At 72.2% G+C, this 20743-nt stretch carries 18 protein-coding genes; 17 read left to right on the plus strand and 1 reads right to left on the minus strand.

Annotated features, from left to right (window positions below; all coding sequences use genetic code 11):
- The first annotated feature begins 23 nt into the window (after positions 1 to 23).
- From AB0K65_RS09560 to AB0K65_RS09615, 12 genes are all read left to right on the plus strand, one after another.
- Positions 24 to 653, plus strand: coding sequence for a papain-like cysteine protease family protein (locus AB0K65_RS09560; protein ID WP_365715201.1), 630 nt, complete (start codon positions 24 to 26; stop codon positions 651 to 653).
- A 5-nt stretch (positions 654 to 658) separates the two neighbouring features.
- Positions 659 to 1525, plus strand: a complete 867-nt coding sequence (locus AB0K65_RS09565; RefSeq protein ID WP_365715202.1) for a hypothetical protein — start codon at positions 659 to 661, stop codon at positions 1523 to 1525.
- 109 nt (positions 1526 to 1634) lie between these two features.
- Entirely contained in the window at positions 1635 to 3779 is a 2145-nt protein-coding gene (gene uvrC / locus AB0K65_RS09570) for an excinuclease ABC subunit UvrC (protein ID WP_365715204.1), read from the plus strand.
- A gap of 86 nt (positions 3780 to 3865) precedes the next feature.
- A complete protein-coding gene (gene rapZ, locus AB0K65_RS09575) occupies positions 3866 to 4771 on the plus strand; it encodes an RNase adapter RapZ (RefSeq protein ID WP_365715205.1) in 906 nt (301 codons plus the stop codon).
- Complete coding sequence (yvcK, locus tag AB0K65_RS09580; RefSeq protein WP_365715206.1) at positions 4768 to 5790, plus strand: uridine diphosphate-N-acetylglucosamine-binding protein YvcK; 1023 nt, start codon at positions 4768 to 4770, stop codon at positions 5788 to 5790. The genes rapZ and yvcK overlap by 4 nt, the downstream gene beginning before the upstream one ends.
- Positions 5781 to 6770: a DNA-binding protein WhiA gene (whiA, locus tag AB0K65_RS09585; RefSeq protein WP_365715207.1), complete on the plus strand. Its 990-nt coding sequence runs from the start codon at positions 5781 to 5783 to the stop codon at positions 6768 to 6770. Before yvcK ends, whiA begins: the two co-directional genes overlap by 10 nt.
- 151 nt (positions 6771 to 6921) lie before the next feature.
- Positions 6922 to 9876: a M14 family zinc carboxypeptidase gene (locus AB0K65_RS09590; protein ID WP_365715208.1), complete on the plus strand. Its 2955-nt coding sequence runs from the start codon at positions 6922 to 6924 to the stop codon at positions 9874 to 9876.
- A gap of 224 nt (positions 9877 to 10100) precedes the next feature.
- Positions 10101 to 11111 carry a type I glyceraldehyde-3-phosphate dehydrogenase gene (gene gap / locus AB0K65_RS09595; RefSeq protein ID WP_137990083.1) on the plus strand — a complete coding sequence of 337 codons (1011 nt, stop codon included), beginning with the start codon at positions 10101 to 10103 and terminating at the stop codon, positions 11109 to 11111.
- Between the two features lie 114 nt (positions 11112 to 11225).
- Positions 11226 to 12437, plus strand: a complete 1212-nt coding sequence (locus AB0K65_RS09600) for a phosphoglycerate kinase (RefSeq protein WP_365715209.1) — start codon at positions 11226 to 11228, stop codon at positions 12435 to 12437.
- Positions 12438 to 12443: 6 nt separating this feature from the next.
- Positions 12444 to 13220 carry a triose-phosphate isomerase gene (gene tpiA / locus AB0K65_RS09605; RefSeq protein ID WP_365715210.1) on the plus strand — a complete coding sequence of 259 codons (777 nt, stop codon included), beginning with the start codon at positions 12444 to 12446 and terminating at the stop codon, positions 13218 to 13220.
- A gap of 120 nt (positions 13221 to 13340) precedes the next feature.
- The gene (secG, locus tag AB0K65_RS09610) at positions 13341 to 13571 is read left to right on the plus strand and encodes a preprotein translocase subunit SecG (protein WP_365715253.1); all 231 of its coding nucleotides are present in this window, start codon (positions 13341 to 13343) and stop codon (positions 13569 to 13571) included.
- Between the two features lie 110 nt (positions 13572 to 13681).
- The gene (locus AB0K65_RS09615; protein ID WP_003976875.1) at positions 13682 to 14017 is read left to right on the plus strand and encodes an RNA polymerase-binding protein RbpA; all 336 of its coding nucleotides are present in this window, start codon (positions 13682 to 13684) and stop codon (positions 14015 to 14017) included.
- Between the two features lie 108 nt (positions 14018 to 14125).
- Here AB0K65_RS09615 and AB0K65_RS09620 read toward each other — a convergent pair whose 3' ends face one another.
- Positions 14126 to 14974, minus strand: a complete 849-nt coding sequence (locus tag AB0K65_RS09620) for a MurR/RpiR family transcriptional regulator (RefSeq protein ID WP_365715211.1) — start codon at positions 14972 to 14974, stop codon at positions 14126 to 14128.
- Between the two features lie 72 nt (positions 14975 to 15046).
- Here AB0K65_RS09620 and AB0K65_RS09625 point away from each other — a divergent pair, with 72 nt between their 5' ends.
- The 5 genes from AB0K65_RS09625 (at position 15047) to AB0K65_RS09645 (ending at position 20731) form a co-directional block, all read left to right on the plus strand.
- Positions 15047 to 16009, plus strand: coding sequence for a BadF/BadG/BcrA/BcrD ATPase family protein (locus tag AB0K65_RS09625; RefSeq protein WP_365715212.1), 963 nt, complete (start codon positions 15047 to 15049; stop codon positions 16007 to 16009).
- A gap of 120 nt (positions 16010 to 16129) precedes the next feature.
- Positions 16130 to 16894 (plus strand): SIS domain-containing protein, encoded by a 765-nt coding sequence (locus AB0K65_RS09630; RefSeq protein ID WP_365715213.1) that lies wholly within the window; start codon positions 16130 to 16132, stop codon positions 16892 to 16894.
- Between the two features lie 129 nt (positions 16895 to 17023).
- Complete coding sequence (gene pgi, locus AB0K65_RS09635) at positions 17024 to 18688, plus strand: glucose-6-phosphate isomerase (RefSeq protein ID WP_365715214.1); 1665 nt, start codon at positions 17024 to 17026, stop codon at positions 18686 to 18688.
- Positions 18689 to 18692: 4 nt separating this feature from the next.
- Complete coding sequence (locus AB0K65_RS09640) at positions 18693 to 19205, plus strand: PH domain-containing protein (RefSeq protein ID WP_365715215.1); 513 nt, start codon at positions 18693 to 18695, stop codon at positions 19203 to 19205.
- Positions 19202 to 20731: a PH domain-containing protein gene (locus AB0K65_RS09645; protein ID WP_365715216.1), complete on the plus strand. Its 1530-nt coding sequence runs from the start codon at positions 19202 to 19204 to the stop codon at positions 20729 to 20731. Before AB0K65_RS09640 ends, AB0K65_RS09645 begins: the two co-directional genes overlap by 4 nt.
- Positions 20732 to 20743 lie beyond the last annotated feature (12 nt).

Raw genomic sequence — 20743 nt, forward strand, 5'->3', positions numbered from 1 at the left:
CTTCCCGCCCCGGGAGGAACGCGATGCAAAGAATGCTGTCCTTCGCGGCACTCGCCGCCGCCCTCTTCCTCATCCCCGCCGGCACCACCACCGCCACCGCCGCCACGACGACCACCGCCACCACGACGGCCTCCGCCTCCGCCGGGCCCGAGGCCGACGGCCCCGCGGCTCTCGCTTCCCGACGGCTGAACATCACCATGCAGGCGCAGCAGAAGACGAACTGGTGCTGGGCCGCCGGCGGCAACACCATCGCCACCTGGTTCGGCCGCTCGTACACCCAGAACCAGTTCTGCAACGCCGCCTTCGACCGGCAGCAGGGCTACGACTGCCCCAACAACCAGGCCACCCTCGGCAACGTCCAGACCGGACTGCGCTGGGCGGGCGTCAACCCCGGCTCGTACGTCACCGGCTGGCTGCGCTACCCGACCGTGCAGACCGAGATCAACGCAGGCCGCCCGGTCGAGACGCGGATCCAGTGGTCGAGCGGCGGCGGCCACATGCACGTGGTGTACGGCTACGACGACGCGAACAGCTGGGTCTACTGGGGCGACCCCTGGCCCTCCAGCGACCGCTACAACTGGGCATCGCACGCCTGGTACGTCGACAACGGCTCCTTCTCCTGGACCCACTCGCTCTACCGGATAGGGGCGTGACGACCATGACCCACGTACGTGCCGCCGGCGCCGGTCTGCTCGCCGCCGCCGCCCTCGTCGCTCTCGTCGCGGTCCCCGCCGCCGCCTCCGACGTCCCGCCGACGGCGGTCACCCCGGAGACGGCGGCCTCGGCGCCCGCCACCCTCGACACGCTCTCCCGGTTCTTCGCCCGCGACGGCGCCCTCGCCCGCTCCGAGACACGCCCCCGCATCGAGGGCGCCGCCGTCCCGGTACGGGTCCTCTCACCGGAGTTCGTCGCGGGGAAGGCGGGCGCGCCGGTGGCCCGGGTCGAGTTCCACGCGAGCAAGGCCGTCGCCTCGGACGGACGGACGGCCTCCCTGTGGACCGTGCGACGCCCGGGCGGCTGGCAGGTGGTGAACATCGCCACCGGAGACGACGAGATCCGCTACGCCGCGCGGGGAGCCCGGGCGCTGCCGGGCGGGACGGTCTTCCGCGAGCCGCAGATCGACGCGTGGTACGTCCACCGGGGTGCGACGGTGATCCCGCTGGACGAGGACGCCGTGCGCGCCATCGGCGCGGCGGGGACGAGCCTGGCCGCGTACCGGCAGCGGGTCGCCGCCGCGTACGGCGACAAGCTGCCCGGCTCCGGCTACGCCCGCAAGGGCGCCGCGGGCGGCTACGGAGCCTCGGGCGGGGACGCCGTCCCCGGCACCGCCGCGGGCCCTGTCGCCCCTGATGCCCCGCTCGCCTCCGGCACGCTCCGCGGCCCCGGCGGCCCCGAGAGCGAGGGACCGCCGGCTCCCGTCCTCTCCGCCACGGCGGGCGCGGGCGCCGTCCTCGCGCTGGGCTTCCTGTCGGCGGCGGCCCGGCGTCGCCGGAGGGCACCCGGCGCTCCGGGACACGCGTCCTGACGCCACCGCCCCGCCGGGCCGGCCGCCTCCCCGCGACGGCCCGGCGGGGCACCCGGACGTCACGGGAGGGACACCCGGACTGTCGGTTCCCGCCAGTAGGGTGGGGACCATGGCCGACCCCTCCAGCTACCGCCCCAGGCCGGGACAGATCCCCGACTCGCCCGGGGTCTACAAATTCCGCGACGAGCACCACCGGGTGATCTACGTCGGCAAGGCCAAGTCCCTGCGACAGCGGCTGGCGAACTACTTCCAGCCGCTGGCGAGCCTGCACCCGCGCACGGCCACGATGGTCACCACGGCCGCCTCCGTCGAGTGGACCGTCGTCTCGACCGAGGTCGAGGCGCTCCAGCTGGAGTACTCCTGGATCAAGGAGTACGACCCGCGGTTCAACGTGAAGTACCGGGACGACAAGAGCTATCCGTACCTCGCGGTCACGCTCGACGAGGAGTTCCCCCGCGTCCAGGTCATGCGCGGCCACAAGAAGAAGGGCGTGCGCTACTTCGGGCCGTACGCGCACGCGTGGGCCATCCGCGAGACCGTCGACCTGATGCTCCGCGTCTTCCCCGTCCGCACGTGCTCGGCCGGTGTCTTCCGCAACGCCGCCTCCGCCGGGCGCCCCTGCCTCCTCGGCTACATCGGCAAGTGCTCCGCCCCCTGCGTGGGCCGGGTCACCCCGGAGGAACACCGGGACCTGGCCGAGGAGTTCAGCGACTTCATGGCCGGCCGCACCGGCACCTACATCCGCCGCCTGGAGAAGCAGATGGCGGCGGCGGCCGAGGAGATGGAGTACGAGAGGGCGGCCCGCCTCCGCGACGACATAGGGGCCCTGCGCCGGGCCATGGAGAAGAACGCCGTCGTCCTGGCCGACGCCACCGACGCCGACCTGATCGCGCTCGCGGAGGACGAGCTGGAGGCCGCCGTCCAGATCTTCCACGTCCGCGGCGGACGGGTCCGCGGCCAGCGCGGCTGGGTCACGGACAAGGTCGAGGCCGTCGCCACGGCCGGTCTCGTCGAGCACGCGATCCAGCAGTTGTACGGCGAGGAGCGCGGCGACGCCGTCCCCAAGGAGGTCCTCGTCCCGGCCCTCCCCGAGGACCTGGAAGCCGTCGGCCAGTGGCTCTCCGAGCGCCGAGGCTCGGCCGTCTCCCTGCGCGTCCCGCAGCGCGGGGACAAGAAGGACCTGATGGAGACGGTCGCGCGCAACGCCCAGCAGGCCCTCGTGCTGCACAAGACCAAGCGCGCCAGCGACCTGACCACGCGCTCCCGCGCCCTGGAGGAGATCGCCGAGGCACTGGACCTGGATTCGGCCCCGCTGCGGATCGAGTGCTTCGACATCTCGCACCTCCAGGGTGACGACGTCGTGGCCTCCATGGTCGTCTTCGAAGACGGCCTGCCCCGCAAGAGCGAGTACCGCCGCTTCCAGATCAAGGGCTTCGAGGGCCAGGACGACGTCCGCTCCATGCACGAGGTGATCAGCCGCCGCTTCAAGCGCTACCTCGCCGAGAAGGAGAGGACGGGGGAGTGGGCGCCCGAAGGCGTCGACGACACCGAGGCGGCGGAGGCCGCGGCCGCCGCCGTCGACGGCGCGGTACCCGGCGGAGCGTCCGCCGGCGCACCCGGCACCCCGGGCATCCCCGGCTCCCGCGCCCCGGGCGCCTTCGCGGCCGGGGACGGCGGCGCGGCCCCGGCCGGCGGCCCGTCCCGTTCCGGGGAGGTGCCCGCCGACGACGGGCGGCCCAAGCGCTTCGCGTACCCCCCGCAGCTCGTCGTGGTCGACGGCGGGCAGCCGCAGGTGGCCGCCGCCCGGCGGGCCCTCGACGAGCTGGGCATCGACGACATCGCCGTCTGCGGCCTCGCCAAGCGCCTCGAGGAGGTCTGGCTGCCCGGCGATGACGACCCGGTCGTGCTGCCCCGCTCCAGCGAGGGCCTGTACCTCCTTCAGCGGGTACGTGACACGGCTCACGACTTCGCCATCCGCTACCAGCGCTCGAAGCGGAACAAGCGCATCAGGACGAGCCCCCTGGACGCCGTCCCCGGTCTCGGAGACACGCGCAAGCAGGCGTTGATCAAGCATTTCGGTTCGGTGAAGCGGCTCCGACAGGCGACAATCGAGCAGATCTGCGAGGTCCCCGGCATGGGCCGCAAGACGGCCGAGGCCGTGGCGGTGGCCCTCGCCCAGGCGGCCCCGGCCGCACCCGCCGTGAACACGGCAACAGGAGAGATCATGGAAGACGACGGGGGCAGCACCGCATGACCGCGCAGGACGGGCAAGACCGGCACCGTGAGCAGGACCGGCTTGAAGAGCACGAACGGCATCAGCGAGAAGACGGAGCAGGACACATGAGTACGGGCACGGAGGCCAACGGCGACAGCACCGCCGACGCGGCCATCCCCGAGCTGGTGATCATCTCCGGCATGTCCGGCGCCGGCCGGTCCACCGCGGCGAAGTGCCTGGAGGACCTCGGCTGGTTCGTCGTCGACAACCTGCCGCCCGCGCTGATCCCCACCATGGTGGAGCTCGGCGCACGATCCCAGGGCAACGTCGCCCGGATCGCCGTCGTCGTCGACGTCCGCGGCCGGCAGTTCTTCGACGCCCTGCGGGAGTCCCTGGCCGCCCTCGACGCCCAGCAGGTCACCCGGCGGATCGTCTTCCTGGAATCCTCCGACGAGGCCCTGGTCAGGCGCTTCGAGTCGGTCCGCAGGCCGCATCCGCTCCAGGGCGACGGCCGGATCACCGACGGCATCGCCGCCGAGCGCGACCTGCTGCGCGAGCTGCGCGGCGACGCCGACCTGGTGATCGACACCTCCAGCCTCAACGTCCACGAGCTGCGGGCCAAGATGGACGCCCAGTTCGCCGGCGACGAGGAGCCGGAGCTGCGGGCCACCGTCATGTCCTTCGGATTCAAGTACGGACTGCCCGTGGACGCCGACCTCGTCGTCGACATGCGTTTCCTGCCCAACCCGCACTGGGTCCCCGAGCTGCGGCCCTTCTCCGGCCTCAACGAGGAGGTGTCGGCGTACGTCTTCAACCAGCCCGGCGCCAAGGAGTTCCTCGACCGCTACACCGAGCTGCTCCAGCTGATCGCCGCGGGCTACCGCCGCGAGGGCAAGCGGTACGTGACCATCGCCGTCGGCTGCACCGGGGGCAAGCACCGCTCCGTCGCCACGTCCGAGAAGCTCGCCGCCCGCCTCGCCGCGGAAGGGGTCGAGACCGTCGTCGTCCACCGGGACATGGGGCGCGAGTGAAGCCGTACCGCCGGCGTACGTCCACCCTCTCGGTGCGTACGCTCCGCAGGCGCGGCGCCCAGCCCAAGGTCGTCGCGCTGGGCGGCGGCATGGGCCTGTCGGCCTCCCTCGCCGCCCTGCGCCGGATCACCGGTGACCTCACCGCCGTGGTCACCGTCGCCGACGACGGCGGCTCCAGCGGCCGGCTCCGGGAGGAGCTGGGCGTGCTGCCGCCGGGGGACCTGCGCAAGGCGCTCGCCGCGCTGTGCGGCGACGACGACTGGGGCCAGACCTGGGCCCGGGTCATCCAGCACCGCTTCTCGTCCAAGGGCGACCTGCACGAGCACGCGGTCGGCAACCTGCTGATCGTGGCCTTGTGGGAGCAGCTGGGCGACCACGTCCAGGCCCTGGACCTGGTGGGCAGGCTGCTCGGCGCGCACGGCCGGGTGCTGCCCATGTCCGCCGTGCCGCTGGAGCTCCAGGCCCTGGTCAAGGGACACGATCCGTCCCGCCCGGACGACGTGGACACCGTCCGCGGCCAGGCGACGGTGGCGCTCACGCCGGGCGAGGTGCAGTCCGTGCACCTCCTCCCGCACGACCCGCCCGCCGTCCCCGAGGCCGTCGCCGCGGTCCTCGACGCCGACTGGGTGGTCCTGGGCCCCGGTTCCTGGTTCTCCTCGGTGATCCCGCACCTGCTCGTGCCCGAGCTGCTCGACGCCCTGGTCGTCACCAAGGCCCGGCGTGTCCTCTCGCTGAACCTCGCACCGCAGCCGGGAGAAACCGAGGGCTTCTCTCCGCAGCGTCATTTGGAGGTTTTGGGACGACACGCCCCTAAACTCGCCCTGGACGTGGTGCTGGCCGACGAGGCCGCCGTGCCCGACCGCGAGTCACTGTCCGACGCCGCCAAGCGGCTCGGCGCCGCGGTCGAGCTGGCGCCGGTCGCCCGGGCCGACGGTCTCCCGAAGCACGACCCGGAGCTGTTGGCCGCCGCGTACGACCGTATTTTTCGGATGCATGGAAGGATCGGCCCATGGCGATGACGGCAGCGGTGAAGGACGAGATCTCCCGGCTCCCCGTCACCCGGACCTGCTGCAGGAAGGCAGAGGTCTCGTCGATCCTGCGGTTCGCCGGCGGCCTGCACCTGGTGAGCGGGCGGATCGTGATCGAGGCGGAGCTGGACACGGCCATGGCGGCCCGGCGCCTCAAGCGGGACATCCTGGAGATCTTCGGCCACAGCTCCGAGCTGATCGTGATGGCTCCCGGAGGACTGCGGCGCGGCTCCCGGTACGTCGTACGCGTGGTGGCGGGCGGCGACCAGCTGGCGCGGCAGACCGGCCTGGTCGACGGCCGCGGCCGCCCGATCCGGGGCCTGCCCCCGCAGGTCGTCTCCGGCGCCACCTGCGACGCCGAGGCCGCCTGGCGCGGCGCGTTCCTCGCCCACGGCTCGCTGACCGAGCCGGGACGCTCCTCCTCCCTGGAGGTGACCTGCCCGGGCCCGGAGGCCGCGCTCGCCCTCGTGGGAGCGGCGCGCCGGCTGTCCATCGCCGCGAAGGCGCGTGAGGTGCGCGGCGTGGACCGGGTGGTCGTCCGCGACGGGGACGCCATCGGTGCCCTGCTGACCCGGCTCGGCGCGCACGAGTCGGTGCTGGCCTGGGAGGAGCGGCGGATGCGCCGCGAGGTGCGCGCCACCGCCAATCGCCTGGCCAACTTCGACGACGCCAACCTGCGCCGCTCGGCCCGCGCGGCGGTCGCCGCCGGGGCCCGGGTCCAGCGGGCCCTGGAGATCCTCGGCGAGGAGGTGCCCGAGCACCTCGCCGCCGCCGGCCGGCTGCGCATGGAGCACAAGCAGGCCTCTCTGGAGGAGCTGGGCGCGCTCGCCGACCCGCCGCTGACCAAGGACGCCGTCGCGGGCCGGATCCGCCGTCTGCTCGCCATGGCCGACAAGCGGGCCCAGGACCTGGGCATCCCGGGGACGGAGTCCAACCTGTCGGAGGAGCTGGACGACAGTCTCGTCGGCTGACCTCCCGTCTTGCCCAACTCGCCGCTGCCGGTGCCTTTCTGAGGCACCGGCAGTTTGCGTCGGCGCACCGGAGGCCTCCTTGACATGATCAAGGACTCTCATGAGCCTGTCGTCTGTTCACCTTCGTGGCAGACAACAGCAAGGGGGGCTCATGAGACGCAGAGCGAGATCCATCCTCGCCGCGGCTTCACTGCTGATCGCCGGCCTGGCGACGGCACCCGTCGCCGACGCGCAACCCCGGGACACCGACGGCGGCGACGCCCTCTCCGTATGGCGGGCCGAGGTCAGCCGGGAACAGGTGCCGCTGCTCCTCGACGCCGGTACCGACGCGCACGAACTCACCGAACTGGTGCCCGAGAAGGGCTCCGCCACCCTCGAACTCCACCTCACCGGGAAGCAGGCGGACCGGCTGCGCGGCAAGGGGGTCGAACTCGCCGAGCACACCCTCTCCGAGCGGACCGCCCGGCGCGTCGCCGGGGCGGGGGACGGCGTCTTCCGCCCCTACGGCGGAGCCGGCGGCCTGAAGCAGGAGATCCTCGCCACCGCCCGGGCCCACCCCGGACTGACCAAGGTGATCTCCATCGGCAAGACCGTCAGGGGGCAGGACATCCTCGCCCTCAAGATCGGCAAGGGCGCGGCGACGTCCCGGGACGGCTCCAGGCCCGCCACGCTCTACGTCTCCAACCAGCACGCCCGCGAGTGGATCACCACCGAGATGACCCGGCGGCTGATGCACCACTACCTCGACGGCTACGGCAAGGACCCCCGGCTCACCAAGGTCGTGGACACGACCGAGCTGTGGTTCGTGCTCTCCGCCAACCCGGACGGCTACGACCACACCCACGCCGACCCCGAGAACCGTCAGTGGCGCAAGAACCTCCGCGACAACGACGGCGACGGGAGGATCGGGCCGGGCGACGGCGTCGACCTCAACCGCAACTTCGCCTACAAGTGGGGCTACGACAACGAGGGCTCGTCACCCGACCCGGCCGACGAGACCTTCCGCGGGACCCGCCCCATGTCCGAGCCGGAGACCAGGGCGCTCGACGCCTTCCAGCGGCGCATCGGCTTCCAGTACGGCATCAACTACCACTCCGCCGCCCAGCTGCTGCTCTACGGCGTGGGCTGGCAGGTCGCCACCGACACCCCCGACGACGTGGCGCTCGAGGCGCTCGCCGGCACCCCGGAGAAGTCGGCCGTCCCCGGCTACCGCCCGCAGGTCTCCTCCGAGCTCTACACCACCAACGGCGAGGCCGACGGACACGCCGCCAACGTCAACGGGATGCAGATGTTCACCCCGGAGATGTCGACCTGTGCCACCGCCTCGCGCGTCGATCCCACCGACGCCTGGGAGGCCGCCGACTGCGCCTCCGTCTTCACCTTCCCCGACGACGAGAAGCTGATCCAGGCGGAGTTCGCGAAGAACGTCCCCTTCGCCCTCGCCGTCGCGGAGAGCGCGGCCCGGCCGGACAGGCCCGTCTCCGTCACCGGGAACGACGCCCCCGACTTCACCCCGCACGCCTTCGCCACCTCCTACGCCCGCGGCGGCGACCAGGAGGTGTCCGTCACCGCGCGGAAGTCCCTGCGCGCCAAGGAGCTGAGGTACCGCGTCAACGGCGGCCGGACGCAGAGCGAGCGGCTGGAGGCGTGGAAGGGCGGCGAGACGTACGGCGGCGAGGACAACCTCTACTTCGACCAGTACCGGGCCGAGGTGGAGGACGCCGGGCCGGGCGACACCGTCGAGGTCTGGTTCACCGCCCGCACCCGCGAGGGCCGGGCGACGGCGTCCAAACCGTTCACGTACACCGTGGCCGAGCGGCCGCGCGGCGACGTCCTCGTCCTCGCCGAGGAGGGCGGCACGACCGCAGCCCGCCACACCGCGGCCTATGCGAAGGCACTCGCCGACAGCGGCCGCAAGGCCGCCGTCTGGGACGTCGCCACCCAGGGCGTGCCGCACCCCCTCGGCATCCTGAGCCACTTCCGTACCGTCGTCTGGTACACCGGCGCCGAGCAGCCCTCCGGACCGGTCATGCTGGCCGTCCGCGACTACCTCAACGAGGGCGGCAAGCTCGTCAACGCCGGCGAGAAGTCCGGCGGCCTGGTCGACATCGGCCGCGCCGACTCCAACGACTTCGCCCAGTACTACCTCGGCGCCTACCACCGGGCCGGCCTGAAGAACCCGCCCGGCTTCACCGGAGCGGGCGGATTCGCCGGCGCCTCGGCCACCCTCGGCGCGGCCGAAGGCAACCCGCTGGACAACGCCGGCGCGTACACCGTCACCTCGGACACCCTGCCCCCGCGGCAGTTCCCCGCCTTCGGCAGCAGCGCCTCGGCCGGCGACTACCCGGGGGTCCGCACCCCCTTCGAGCCGTACGAGGGCTCGTACTTCGCCGCCGTGCGCCATGCCGACGACACCTGGAGCCGCCTCACCCGCACCGTCGACCTCACCGGCGTCGGGGCCGACGCGAAGCCGACCCTGTCCTTCCAGGTCAGCTACGACACCGAGCCCGGCTACGACAACCTCGTGGTCGAGGCCCACACCGCCGGTCTCGACGACTGGACCACGCTGCCGGACGCCAACGGCGGCACCTCCACCGCCGCCCCGGCCGACTGCGGAGAGGGCTACTACGTCCAGGGCCACCCCTTCCTCACCCGCTATCTGACCGTCGGCGAGGACGGCTGCGCCACCACCGGAACCACCGGTTCCTGGAACGCCTTCACCGGCCCCTCCCACGGCTGGCGTCAGGCGTCGATCGACCTCAGCGCCTACGCCGGCAAGCGGGTCGAGCTGTCGATCTCGTACATCTCGGACCCCGGTACCGGGGAGACGGGCGCCTTCGTCGACGACACCAGGCTCGTCGTCGGCGGTACCGAGGGCGACGCCGAGGGCTTCGAGACCGCCCTCGGCGCCTGGTCCGTACCGGGGCCGCCGGCCGGCAGCCCCGGGAACGGAACGGACTGGACCCGCTCCACGGGGCTCTTCCACTCACAGGCGGCGGTCACCACACGTGACACCGTCCTGCTCGGATTCGGCCTGGAGCACGTCACCCGCGCGGAGGAGCGCGCGGCACTGATCAGGAAGGCGCTCCGCGCGGTGCACGGCTGAGCGACCACCCGCCCCTTTGATCACAGTCAGTGATCGGGATGAAAGGCGCATCGTGGCTCGAACCCGCCGGTAGTCACGGGCCACGGTGCATTCCCAGGGGGTTACGACCGCACACGATGTCACTCTGAGCCGACGGGAGAGGTAGGGTCGTAAGCGGTCGGGGACATCCCTAAAAGAATCTCGCCGGCGTCGAAACCCGGCGTACCTAACGAGGAGATCGGTTCGTGACGATCCGCGTAGGCATCAACGGCTTTGGCCGCATCGGTCGCAACTACTTCCGCGCGCTCCTTGAGCAGGGTGCCGACATCGAGATCGTGGCTGTCAACGACCTGGGTGACACCGCGACCACTGCTCACCTGCTGAAGTACGACACGATCCTGGGACGCCTCAAGGCCGAGGTCACCCACACCGCCGACACCATCACCGTCGACGGCCACACCATCAAGGTGCTCTCCGAGCGCAACCCGGCCGACATCCCCTGGGGTGAGCTGGGTGTCGACATCGTCATCGAGTCGACCGGCATCTTCACCAAGAAGGCCGACGCCGAGAAGCACATCGCCGGTGGCGCCAAGAAGGTCCTCATCTCGGCTCCGGCCAAGGACGAGGACATCACCATCGTGATGGGCGTCAACCAGGACAAGTACGACGCGGCCAACCACCACGTCATCTCCAACGCCTCCTGCACCACCAACTGTGTGGCGCCGATGGCCAAGGTCCTCGACGAGAACTTCGGCATCGTCAAGGGTCTGATGACGACGGTCCACGCGTACACCAACGACCAGCGCATCCTGGACTTCCCGCACTCCGACCTGCGTCGCGCCCGCGCCGCCGCGGAGAACATCATCCCCACCACCACCGGTGCCGCCAAGGCCACCGCCCTGGTCCTCCCGCAGCTCAAGGGCAAGCTGGACGGCATCGCCATGCGCGTCCCGGTCCCGACCGGCTCGGCCACCGACCTCGTCGTGACCCTCCAGCGCGAGGTCACCAAGGACGAGGTCAACGCCGCCTTCAAGAAGGCGTCCGAGGACGGCGACCTCAAGGGCATCCTGTACTACACCGAGGACCCGATCGTGTCCTCGGACATCGTCAGCGACCCGGCCTCCTGCACCTTCGACTCCTCCCTGACCATGGTCCAGGAGGGGAACTCGGTGAAGATCCTCGGCTGGTACGACAACGAGTGGGGTTACTCCAACCGTCTCGTCGACCTCACCGTCTTCGTCGGCGGTCAGCTCTAAGCAAGCCTCAGGGCAGGCACCCCTTGATGTGAGCGCAGGGCTCGGACAGCGTAACGTCGCGCTGTACGAGCCCTGTCTCGTGTGCTCCACCGCGTTCCAAGGAGTCAGGACAAGATGAAGACGATCGACGAGCTTCTCGCCGAAGGCGTCGCCGGCAAGCGGGTATTCGTCCGCGCCGACCTCAACGTGCCACTGGACGGCACGAACATCACCGACGACGGCCGGATCCGCGCCGTCCTTCCCACGGTCAAGGCCCTCGCCGGCGCCGGTGCCCGTGTCGTGGTCGCCTCGCACCTCGGCCGCCCCAAGGGTGCCCCGGACCCGGCGTTCTCCCTCGCCCCGGCCGCCGCCCGCCTCGGCGAACTGCTCGGCACCGCCGTGGCCTTCGCGACCGACACGGTCGGCGACTCCGCCACCTCCACCGTCGCGGGCCTCGCCGACGGCCACGTGGCCGTGATCGAGAACCTCCGGTTCAACGCCGGCGAGACGTCGAAGGACGACGCCGAGCGCGGCGCGTTCGCGGACCGGCTCGCCGCCCTCGCCGACCTCTACGTCGGCGACGGCTTCGGCGCCGTGCACCGCAAGCACGCCTCGGTCTTCGACCTCCCGGCCCGCCTTCCGCACGCCGCCGGCTACCTCATCGCCACCGAGGTCGGCGTCCTGAGGAAGCTGACCACCGACGTCAAGCGCCCGTACGTCGTCGTCCTGGGCGGCGCCAAGGTCTCCGACAAGCTGGCCGTGATCGACCAGCTGCTCGGCAAGGCCGACCGCCTGCTGATCGGCGGCGGCATGGCGTACACCTTCCTCTACGCCAAGGGCCACGAGGTCGGCATCTCCCTGCTCCAGAAGGACCAGGTGGACGTCGTCAAGGAGTACATGGAGCGCGCCGAGAAGAACGGCGTGGAGCTCGTGCTCCCGGTCGACGTCCTGGCCTCCGGCGAGTTCCCGGACCTGAAGACCAAGGCCCCGGCGGAGTTCATCACGGTCGACGCGGACAAGATCCCCGCCGACAAGGAGGGCCTCGACATCGGCCCGAAGACGCGGGAGCTGTACGCGTCGAAGATCGCCGACGCGGAGACCGTCTTCTGGAACGGTCCGCTGGGCGTCTTCGAGCACCCCGACTACGCGGGCGGCACTGCCGCCGTCGCGCAGGCGCTGGTCGACAGCGACGCGTACACCGTCGTGGGCGGTGGCGACAGCGCCGCCGCCGTCCGGACCCTGGGCTTCGACGAGAACGCCTTCGGCCACATTTCCACCGGTGGTGGCGCCAGCCTCGAATACCTCGAGGGCAAGACGCTCCCCGGCCTCGCCGCTCTGGAGGACTGAGAAAAAGTGACTTCGCGTACCCCGCTGATGGCGGGCAACTGGAAGATGAACCTCAACCACCTCGAGGCCATCGCACACGTCCAGAAGCTCGCCTTCGCCCTCACCGACAAGGACTACGACGCCGTCGAGGTCGCGGTCCTGGTGCCCTTCACCGACCTGCGGTCCGTCCAGACCCTGGTCGACGGCGACAAGCTCAAGATCAAGTACGGCGCCCAGGACCTCTCGGCGCACGAGTCCGGTGCCTACACCGGTGAGATCTCGGGCGCGATGCTGTCCAAGCTGAAGTGCGCCTACGTCGCCGTGGGCCACTCCGAGCGCCGGCAGTACCACGCCGAGTCCGACGAGGTCTGCAACGCCAAGGTGAAGGCCGCGTACCAGCACGGTCTGACCCCGATCCTGTGCGTCGGCGAGGGCCTGGACGTCCGCAAGGCCGGCGAGCAGGTCCCGTACACCCTGAAGCAGCTCGACGGCGGCCTGAAGGACGTCCCGGCCGAGCAGGCCGAGTCCGTCGTCATCGCCTACGAGCCGGTGTGGGCCATCGGCACCGGCGAGGTGGCCACCCCCGAGGACGCGCAGGAGGTCTGCGGCGCGATCCGCGGGCGTCTCGCGGAGCTGTACTCGCAGGAGCTGGCCGACAAGGTCCGCATCCAGTACGGCGGCTCGGTGAAGGCCGGGAACGTCGCCGCGATCATGGCGCAGCCGGACGTCGACGGCGCCCTGGTGGGCGGCGCGGCGCTGGACGCGGACGAGTTCGTGAGGATCGTCCGCTTCCGCGACCAGTGAGTATGCGGTAGCGACGATCCGTCGTACCCTTGCGGGGGCCGACCAGGCTGTGTGAGCCTGTCGGCCCCCGTCGTTCGTACTTTTCCGAGAATTGCCAGGAAGTAGGGTCCAGCCGTGGTTATGGGGTTCTCGATCGCCCTGATCGTCTTCAGCGCGCTGCTGATGCTGCTCGTGCTGATGCACAAGGGGAAGGGCGGCGGCCTCTCCGACATGTTCGGTGGAGGTATGCAGTCCTCCGTCGGCGGCTCCTCCGTCGCCGAGCGCAACCTGGACCGGATCACCGTGGTGGTCGGTCTGCTGTGGTTCGCGTGCATTATCGTACTTGCACTTCTGATGAAGGTGAACGGCTGAGCGCTCGTGCCGGCGTTGCGGAGTTCTGTGTAACTCCAATCACTGGACGCGCGTTGGGCCTTACGTAGACTGGGGCATCTTCGAGCACCATCACGCAGGGAGTTACGACCGTGGCAAGTGGCAACGCGATCCGGGGAAGCCGGGTCGGAGCGGGGCCGATGGGGGAGGCCGAGCGGGGCGAGTCGGCGCCGCGCCTCCGCATCTCCTTCTGGTGCTCGAACGGGCACGAGACGCAGCCGAGCTTCGCCAGTGACGCGCAGGTTCCGGAGACGTGGGACTGCCCGCGCTGCGGTTTCCCGGCCGGACAGGACCGGGACAACCCGCCGGACCCGCCGCGCACGGAGCCGTACAAGACGCATCTCGCGTACGTACGCGAGCGGCGCAGCGACGCCGACGGTGAGGCGATCCTCGCCGAGGCGCTCGCCAAACTGCGCGGCGAGATTTGAGTCCGGTGTGAAGGTGTGACGAACGGGCCCTGCCCGCGAACCGAGTTCGCGGGCAGGGCCCGTTCGCATGGTCTCCGCCCGGTCGGCCGCGCTTGCCGGCGGCGCTTCTCAGCGGTGCTTGTCGGCGATGTGCGCGGTGAGCGCCATGGACGCCGTCGACCGCTGGTAGGTCAGCTGCGCCACGCGCGCGTAGAGGCAGTCGAGGATCAGCAGCACCGAGTGCCGCGTCCCGAACCCGCCGCGCCGGAAGCCCGTCTCGGCCGAGGTCGAGGTCAGATGGATCCCGGCGGCCCGGGCCACGGGGGAGCGCGGATCGCCGGTCACCGCGATCGTCGAGGCGCCCCGCTCCGCCGCCAGCCGCAGCGGGGCGAGCACCTCGCGGGTGGCACCGGAGTGCGAGAGCGCCACGACCGCGTCCGCGGGTGTCAGGAGCGCGGCCGAGGTCTCCGCCGCGTGCACCTCCGTCCAGCCGCGTGCGTCGCACCCGATGCCGAAGAGCCGCGCCTCGGTCTCCAGGGCGACGACCCCGGAGGCCCCCACGCCGTAGACGTCGACCCGGCGGGCCGTGGCGAGGGTCCGGGCCGCGCGGTCGAGGGCGTCCAGGTCCAGCCGCTCGGCGGTACGGCGCAGGGCCTGGAGATCGGCGCGGGCGACGGCCGCGACGACCTGGTCGAGCGGGTCGTCGGGCCCGATGTCCGGACCGAGAGGGCGCGCCTCCTCGCGGTGGTCCTCCTGGCCCTGCTCCTGGGCCAGGGCGAGCAGCAAGGCCTGGTACGAGTCGAGGCCCACGGCCTGGCAGAAGCGGGTCACCGTGGCCTGGGACGTGCCGGTGCGCCGCCCCAGCTCGGCCGCGGAGACGCCCGCCACCCGCCGCGGTTCCTCCAGCACCCAGCGGCCGACCTTCCGCAGGGAACCGGACATACGGGGGAGTTCGGAACGGATGAGCGCGGTGATCACGGCGCCTGGCTCCTGTCCGGGTGTGTCGGGGGTCTTGTCGAGGCGTGAATCTATCAACCACCATGCGGGCTGATGAACGAATCCGGGATTCAGGCGGGGGCGGCGGCCGGAGCGGCCGGCGCGGTGGCGGGCCGCGCGGTGGTCGTCGGCCTCGACGCCGGCGGTACGCGGACCAGGGCCCGGCTCGCCGACGCGGCGACCGGCGAGACGCTGGGGGAGGGAGCGAGCGGCCCCGGCAACGCGCTGAGCGTCCCGCGCGACGCTCTGGCGCGGAACCTGGCGGCGGCCGTCGGACGGGCCGTGCCGCGCGGGCGGCGGGGCGCGGTCCTGGCCGTCGTGGCCGGCTTCGCGGGTGGCGGGCCGGGCGGCGGCCGCGACAACGCCCGCACGGCGCTGGCCGAGGCGCTGGGCGCGACCGGGATCGTCCCGGGGCGCGTCGAGGTCTACGGCGACGCGGACATCGCCTTCGCCTCGGGACCCGGCACGCCCACCGACGGGCTCGTCCTCATCGCGGGGACGGGCGCGGCTGCCGCGCGGGTGGAGCGCCGCAGGGCGGTCCTGACCGTGGACGGCGACGGCTGGCTGCTCGGTGACGGGGGAAGCGGGTTCTGGCTGGGGCGGGAGGCCCTGCGGGCCGTCCTGCGCTCCCTCGACGGGCGCGGCCCGGCCACGGCGCTCGCCGGCCCGGTCGGGGAGCTGTGCGGCGGCCTGAGCAAGGAGGACATCGTCGGGTACGGCTACGGGGGGCACCCGGTCCGCCTCGCGGCGCTGAGCCCTCTCGTGGTGGACGCCGAACGCGCCGGGGACGCGGTCGCCCGCGAACTGCTGGACCGGGCGGCCGGGGAACTGGCCGCCACCGTCGAGGCGTTGGCGCCCCGCCCGGGCGAGCCACTGGTCGTCACGGGCGGCCTCCTCGGCCCCGAGGGCCCTCTGCTGCCCCGACTCGCCGCCCACACGACCGCGCTGGGCCTGACCCCCCTCCCGTCCTCGGACGGCCTCACCGGCGCGGTGGCGCTGGCGCGCCTCCCGTACTGAACGCCGGTGCCCGGCGTTCCCCCGCGAGGCACGCGCCCTTGACGCGCCTCGGTCGGCGCTGGTTCATTGATTCGGATTACTCTCCCGAGATCGGTTCATCGAACCAGTGGAGGTTCGCCCATGCCCCGACACCCCCTCGGCGCCGACCTGTTCGCCGACCACGCGCGGGCCGCCGTCGAACGGGCCGTCGCCGCCGGCAAGGACTCCGTCCCCGCGGCCGCCCGGCTCTTCGCCGACTGTGTCGCCGCCGACGGAGTGATCCACGCCTTCGGAACCGGGCACTCCCAGGCCGCCGCGCTGGAGATCGCCGGACGGGCCGGCGGGCTCGTCCCCACCAGCCGGCTCTCCCTCGCCGACCTCGTCCTGCGCGGCGGCGAGGACCCGGCCGTGCTCGCCGACCCGCTCCTGGAGCGCTCCCCGGGTCTCGCCGAGCGGCTCTACGCCCTGGCCACGCCCCGGCCCCAGGACCTGTTCGTCATCATCTCCCACTCCGGGGTCAACAACTCCGTCGTCGACCTTGCCCTGAAGGTCACCGGAGCCGGGCACGGACTGGTCGCCCTCACCTCCCTGGAACACACCCACGCCGTCCCCGCCCTCCACCCCAGCGGCCGGCGGCTCGCCGACCTGGCCGACGCCGTCCTCGACAACTGCGCTCCCACCGGCGACGCCCTGCTGCCGCTTCCCGACGGCGGAGCGCTCTGCGGCGTCTCCACCCTCACCTCCTCCCTCCTCGTGCAGATGGTCGTCGCCGAGGCGGTCGCCCTGCTCCTCGCCGAGGGCCACCAGCCGCCGGTGTACGTCTCCGCCAACCTGCCGGGCGGCCACGAGCGCAACGCGGCCCTGGAGGCCCACTACGCGGGCCGCCTCCACCGCGGCGGTCACTGACACCCGGTCACCGCCGCTCCGCACCCCGGCGACGGCACCCGTTCACGGCGCCGTCGCGTCGTCGGCACCGGCGATCAATTAGGTTGGGACGGCAGCGGGGCAAGCAGGCAGTGAGAGAAGAAGTGGGCGATGTCCGAGATGAAGACCGAAGGCCGCGTGAGGCTCAACCAGACGCCGGAGTGGGCCGCCCTCGGCAAGCACCGTGAGCAGTGGGGCGAGACCCATCTGCGCGACCTGTTCGCGGCCGACCCCGACCGGGGCACCGGATACACCCTGCGGGTCGGCGACCTGTATCTGGACTACTCGAAGCACCTCGTGACCGACGAGACGCTGGCGCTGCTGCGCGAGCTGGCCGTCGCCACCGGGGTCGCCGAGCTGCGCGACGCCATGTTCCGCGGCGAGCGGATCAACACCACCGAAGACCGGGCGGTGCTGCACACCGCGCTGCGCGCCCCGCGCGACGCGGTCGTCGAGGTCGACGGCGAGAACGTCGTGCCCGCCGTCCACGCCGTCCTCGACAAGATGGGCGCCTTCGCCGACAAGGTCCGCGCGGGCGAGTGGACCGGCCACACCGGCAAGCCCGTCAAGAACATCGTGAACATCGGCATCGGCGGCTCCGACCTCGGTCCCGCCATGGCCTACGAGGTGCTGCGCTCCTACACGCGACGGGACCTGACGGTCCGTTTCGTCTCCAACGTCGACGGCGCCGACCTCCACGAGGCCGTCCACGACCTCGACCCGGCCGAGACGCTCTTCATCGTCGCCTCGAAGACCTTCACCACCATCGAGACGATCACCAACGCCACCTCGGCCCGGAACTGGCTCCTCACCGAGCTGGGGGCGGGCCAGGAAGCGGTCGCCAAGCACTTCGTGGCGCTGTCGACCAACGCCGAGAAGGTCGAGGAGTTCGGCATCGACACGGCCAACATGTTCGAGTTCTGGGACTGGGTCGGCGGCCGCTACTCCTACGACTCGGCCATCGGCCTCTCGCTGATGATCGCCATCGGCCCGGACCGCTTCCGCGAGATGCTCGACGGCTTCCACCTCGTCGACGAGCACTTCCGCACGGCCCCCGCCGAGGAGAACGCGCCGCTGCTGCTCGGCCTGCTCGGCGTCTGGTACGGAGCGTTCTTCGACGCCCAGTCGCACGCCGTGCTGCCGTACTCGCACTACCTGTCGAAGTTCACCGCGTACCTCCAGCAGCTCGACATGGAGTCCAACGGAAAGTCCGTCGACCGGGACGGCGTCCCCGTCGACTGGCAGACCGGGCCCGTGGTCTGGGGCACCCCCGGCACCAACGGGCAACACGCCTACTACCAGTTGATCCACCAGGGCACCAAGGTCATCCCGGCCGACTTCATCGGCTTCGCCGAGCCGGTCGCCGGCCTGCTGCCGGGCCTGGTCGCCCAGCACGACCTGCTCATGGCCAACTTCTTCGCCCAGACCCAGGCGCTGGCCTTCGGCAAGACCCCCGAGGAGGTGCGGGCCGAGGGCGTGGCGGAGGAACTGGTCCCGCACAAGACCTTCCGGGGCAACCACCCCACCACCACCATCCTGGCCACGGAGCTCACGCCCTCCGTCCTCGGCCAGCTCATCGCCCTGTACGAGCACAAGGTGTTCGTCCAGGGTGCCGTCTGGAACATCGACTCCTTCGACCAGTGGGGCGTCGAGCTCGGCAAGGTCCTCGCCAAGAAGATCGAGCCGGTCCTGACCCGGGGCGAGGGCGGCGAGCGGCTCGACGGCTCCACCGCCGGCCTCGTCGCCGCCTACCGTTCCCTGCGCGGACGCGGCTGATCCGATGAGGGGGGAGGACGCGGTGGGGGCCGGGGTGCGGCTCCGGCCGCCGAACAACACGCTGGACCGACGGGCCGTCACCTGGTGGCGGACCCAGTGGCTGGTGACGACCGCCGTCCCGGTGCTCGTCCTCGGCGTGCTCGGCGCCCTGGTCACGCCCGCCCGGTTCTGGCTGCTGCTCGCCGCCGGGGTCCTGGCGGTCCTGGGCCTGGCCTGCACCGCGTTCCTCCCCGCCTGGTGGTTCACGGTGCACCGCTGGGAGGTCACCGACGACGCCGTCTACGTCCGCACCGGGGCCTTCTGGCAGGAGTGGCGGATCGCCCCGATGTCCCGCATCCAGACCGTCGACACCGTCCGCGGGCCGCTGGAACAGGCCTTCGGACTCGCCACCGTGACCGTGACGACCGCGTCCTCCAAGGGCGCCCTCAGGATCGAGGGCCTCGACCACGAACTCGCCGCCGGCCTCGCCGAGAAGCTGACCCGCATCACCCAGGCCACGCCCGGGGACGCGACGTGACGCCCGCCGAGGACTGGCGACGCCTGGACCGCCGTACGGTCCTGGTCACCGCCGCCGTCCTCGCGGGCGTCGCCGGCGGCGCCGGGCTGCCCACCGTCCTCGGCCTGGCGGGCTCCATGCCGCTGTGGCAGGCAGTCGGCTGGGTCCTGGCCGGGGCGGCCCTGCTCGTCACCGGAGGCTCCGCCGCCGACTACGTCCGCTGGCGCCGCACCCGCTACCGCATCGGCGCCGAGCGCGCCGAACTCCACACCGGACTCCTGCTGGTCAAACGGCGCTCCCTCGCCCGTGAGCGCATCCGCAGCGTCGACCTCACCGCCCACCCGCTGCAGCGCGTCCTCGGCCTCGTGAAAGTCCGCATCGGCACCGGCGAGAACAGCGGCGGCGGCGACTCCACCCTCGAACTCGACCCCGTCGGCCGGGCGGAGGGGGAGCGGCTCCGGCGTGAACTCCTCGACCGCCGGATCCCGGCCGCGCTCGACGGCCGGCACGACGGCGCGCTCGCCGACCTCGACCCGCGCTGGATCCGCTACGCCCCCGTCTCCTTCGTCGTCCCGCTCCTCGGCGGCGCCGCCGCCGGAGCCGTGATGCAGGTCAGCCAGTGGTTCGGAGCCCAGGGCGAGGTCATCGACTGGGTCGGCGACCGCTTCCAGGACACCCCCCTCGTCTGGGCGATCGTCGTCCTGGTGCTGCTCGCCGTCCTCGCCGGGATCGTCGGGGCGCTCGGCCTCTGGGTCGAGATGTGGTGGAACTACCGGCTGGAGCGCGAACCCGGCGGCACCCTGCGGGTGCGCCGTGGGCTGTTCACCGCCCGCTCGGTCTCGATCGAGGAACGGCGGCTGCGCGGTGTCGAAATCGTCGAGCCGCTCGGCGTACGGCTCTGCCGCGCCGCCCGCGTCGACGCCGTCGCCACCGGGCTGACCCACGACGACGAGGACAGGCACGGAGACCACAGGACCCTGCTGCCTCCCGCGCCGCGCGCCGTCGCGGACCGGGTCGCGGCCCAGGTGCTGCGCGAGCCCGAGGCGCCCACCGGGGCCCCGCTCGTCGCCCACCCCCGCGCCGCCCGCACCCGGCGGCTGCGCTGGGCCCTGTGGGCCGCCGGCGCGCCGGTCGCGGTCCTGGCGGGGCTGGGAGCCCTCCTGACCCCCGCCCTGTTCTACGTCGCGGCCGGCTGCGCCCTCGTCCTGGTCCCGCTCGGCGTCCTCCTCGCCCTCGACGCCTACCGCGGCCTCGGACACGGCCTCACGGACGGCTATCTCGTCACCCGGTCCGGCACGGTACGGCGGGCCACCGTCGCGCTCCAGCGGAGCGGCGTGATCGGATGGACCGTCAAGCAGTCCGTCTTCCAGCGCCGGGCGGGAGTCCTCACGCTCACCGCGACCACCGCGGCGGGGCAGGGGGCCTACGCCGTCCTCGACGCCGGCGAGAGCGAGGGCCTCGCCTTCGCCGCCACGGCGGTGCCCGGTCTCCTCGCTCCCTTCCTGGAGACCGTACCGACGCCGAAGGCCCGGTCCACCCACGGGTGAACCGGGCCTCCG

The sequence above is a fragment of the Streptomyces sp. NPDC053755 genome (genome assembly GCF_040677675.1).
GTDB lineage: Bacteria > Actinomycetota > Actinomycetes > Streptomycetales > Streptomycetaceae > Streptomyces.

Excerpts from the sequence above, each read along its gene's own strand:
- AB0K65_RS09560 (WP_365715201.1), top strand. The coding sequence starts at position 24 with ATGCAAAGAATGCTGTCCTTCGCGGCACTCGCCGCCGCCCTCTTCCTC.
- AB0K65_RS09565 (WP_365715202.1), top strand. The coding sequence starts at position 659 with ATGACCCACGTACGTGCCGCCGGCGCCGGTCTGCTCGCCGCCGCCGCC.
- uvrC (WP_365715204.1), top strand. The coding sequence starts at position 1,635 with ATGGCCGACCCCTCCAGCTACCGCCCCAGGCCGGGACAGATCCCCGAC.
- rapZ (WP_365715205.1), top strand. The coding sequence starts at position 3,866 with ATGAGTACGGGCACGGAGGCCAACGGCGACAGCACCGCCGACGCGGCC.
- whiA (WP_365715207.1), top strand. The coding sequence starts at position 5,781 with ATGGCGATGACGGCAGCGGTGAAGGACGAGATCTCCCGGCTCCCCGTC.
- AB0K65_RS09590 (WP_365715208.1), top strand. The coding sequence starts at position 6,922 with ATGAGACGCAGAGCGAGATCCATCCTCGCCGCGGCTTCACTGCTGATC.
- AB0K65_RS09600 (WP_365715209.1), top strand. The coding sequence starts at position 11,226 with ATGAAGACGATCGACGAGCTTCTCGCCGAAGGCGTCGCCGGCAAGCGG.
- secG (WP_365715253.1), top strand. The coding sequence starts at position 13,341 with ATGGGGTTCTCGATCGCCCTGATCGTCTTCAGCGCGCTGCTGATGCTG.
- AB0K65_RS09625 (WP_365715212.1), top strand. The coding sequence starts at position 15,047 with ATGAACGAATCCGGGATTCAGGCGGGGGCGGCGGCCGGAGCGGCCGGC.
- AB0K65_RS09630 (WP_365715213.1), top strand. The coding sequence starts at position 16,130 with ATGCCCCGACACCCCCTCGGCGCCGACCTGTTCGCCGACCACGCGCGG.
- pgi (WP_365715214.1), top strand. The coding sequence starts at position 17,024 with ATGTCCGAGATGAAGACCGAAGGCCGCGTGAGGCTCAACCAGACGCCG.
- AB0K65_RS09640 (WP_365715215.1), top strand. The coding sequence starts at position 18,693 with ATGAGGGGGGAGGACGCGGTGGGGGCCGGGGTGCGGCTCCGGCCGCCG.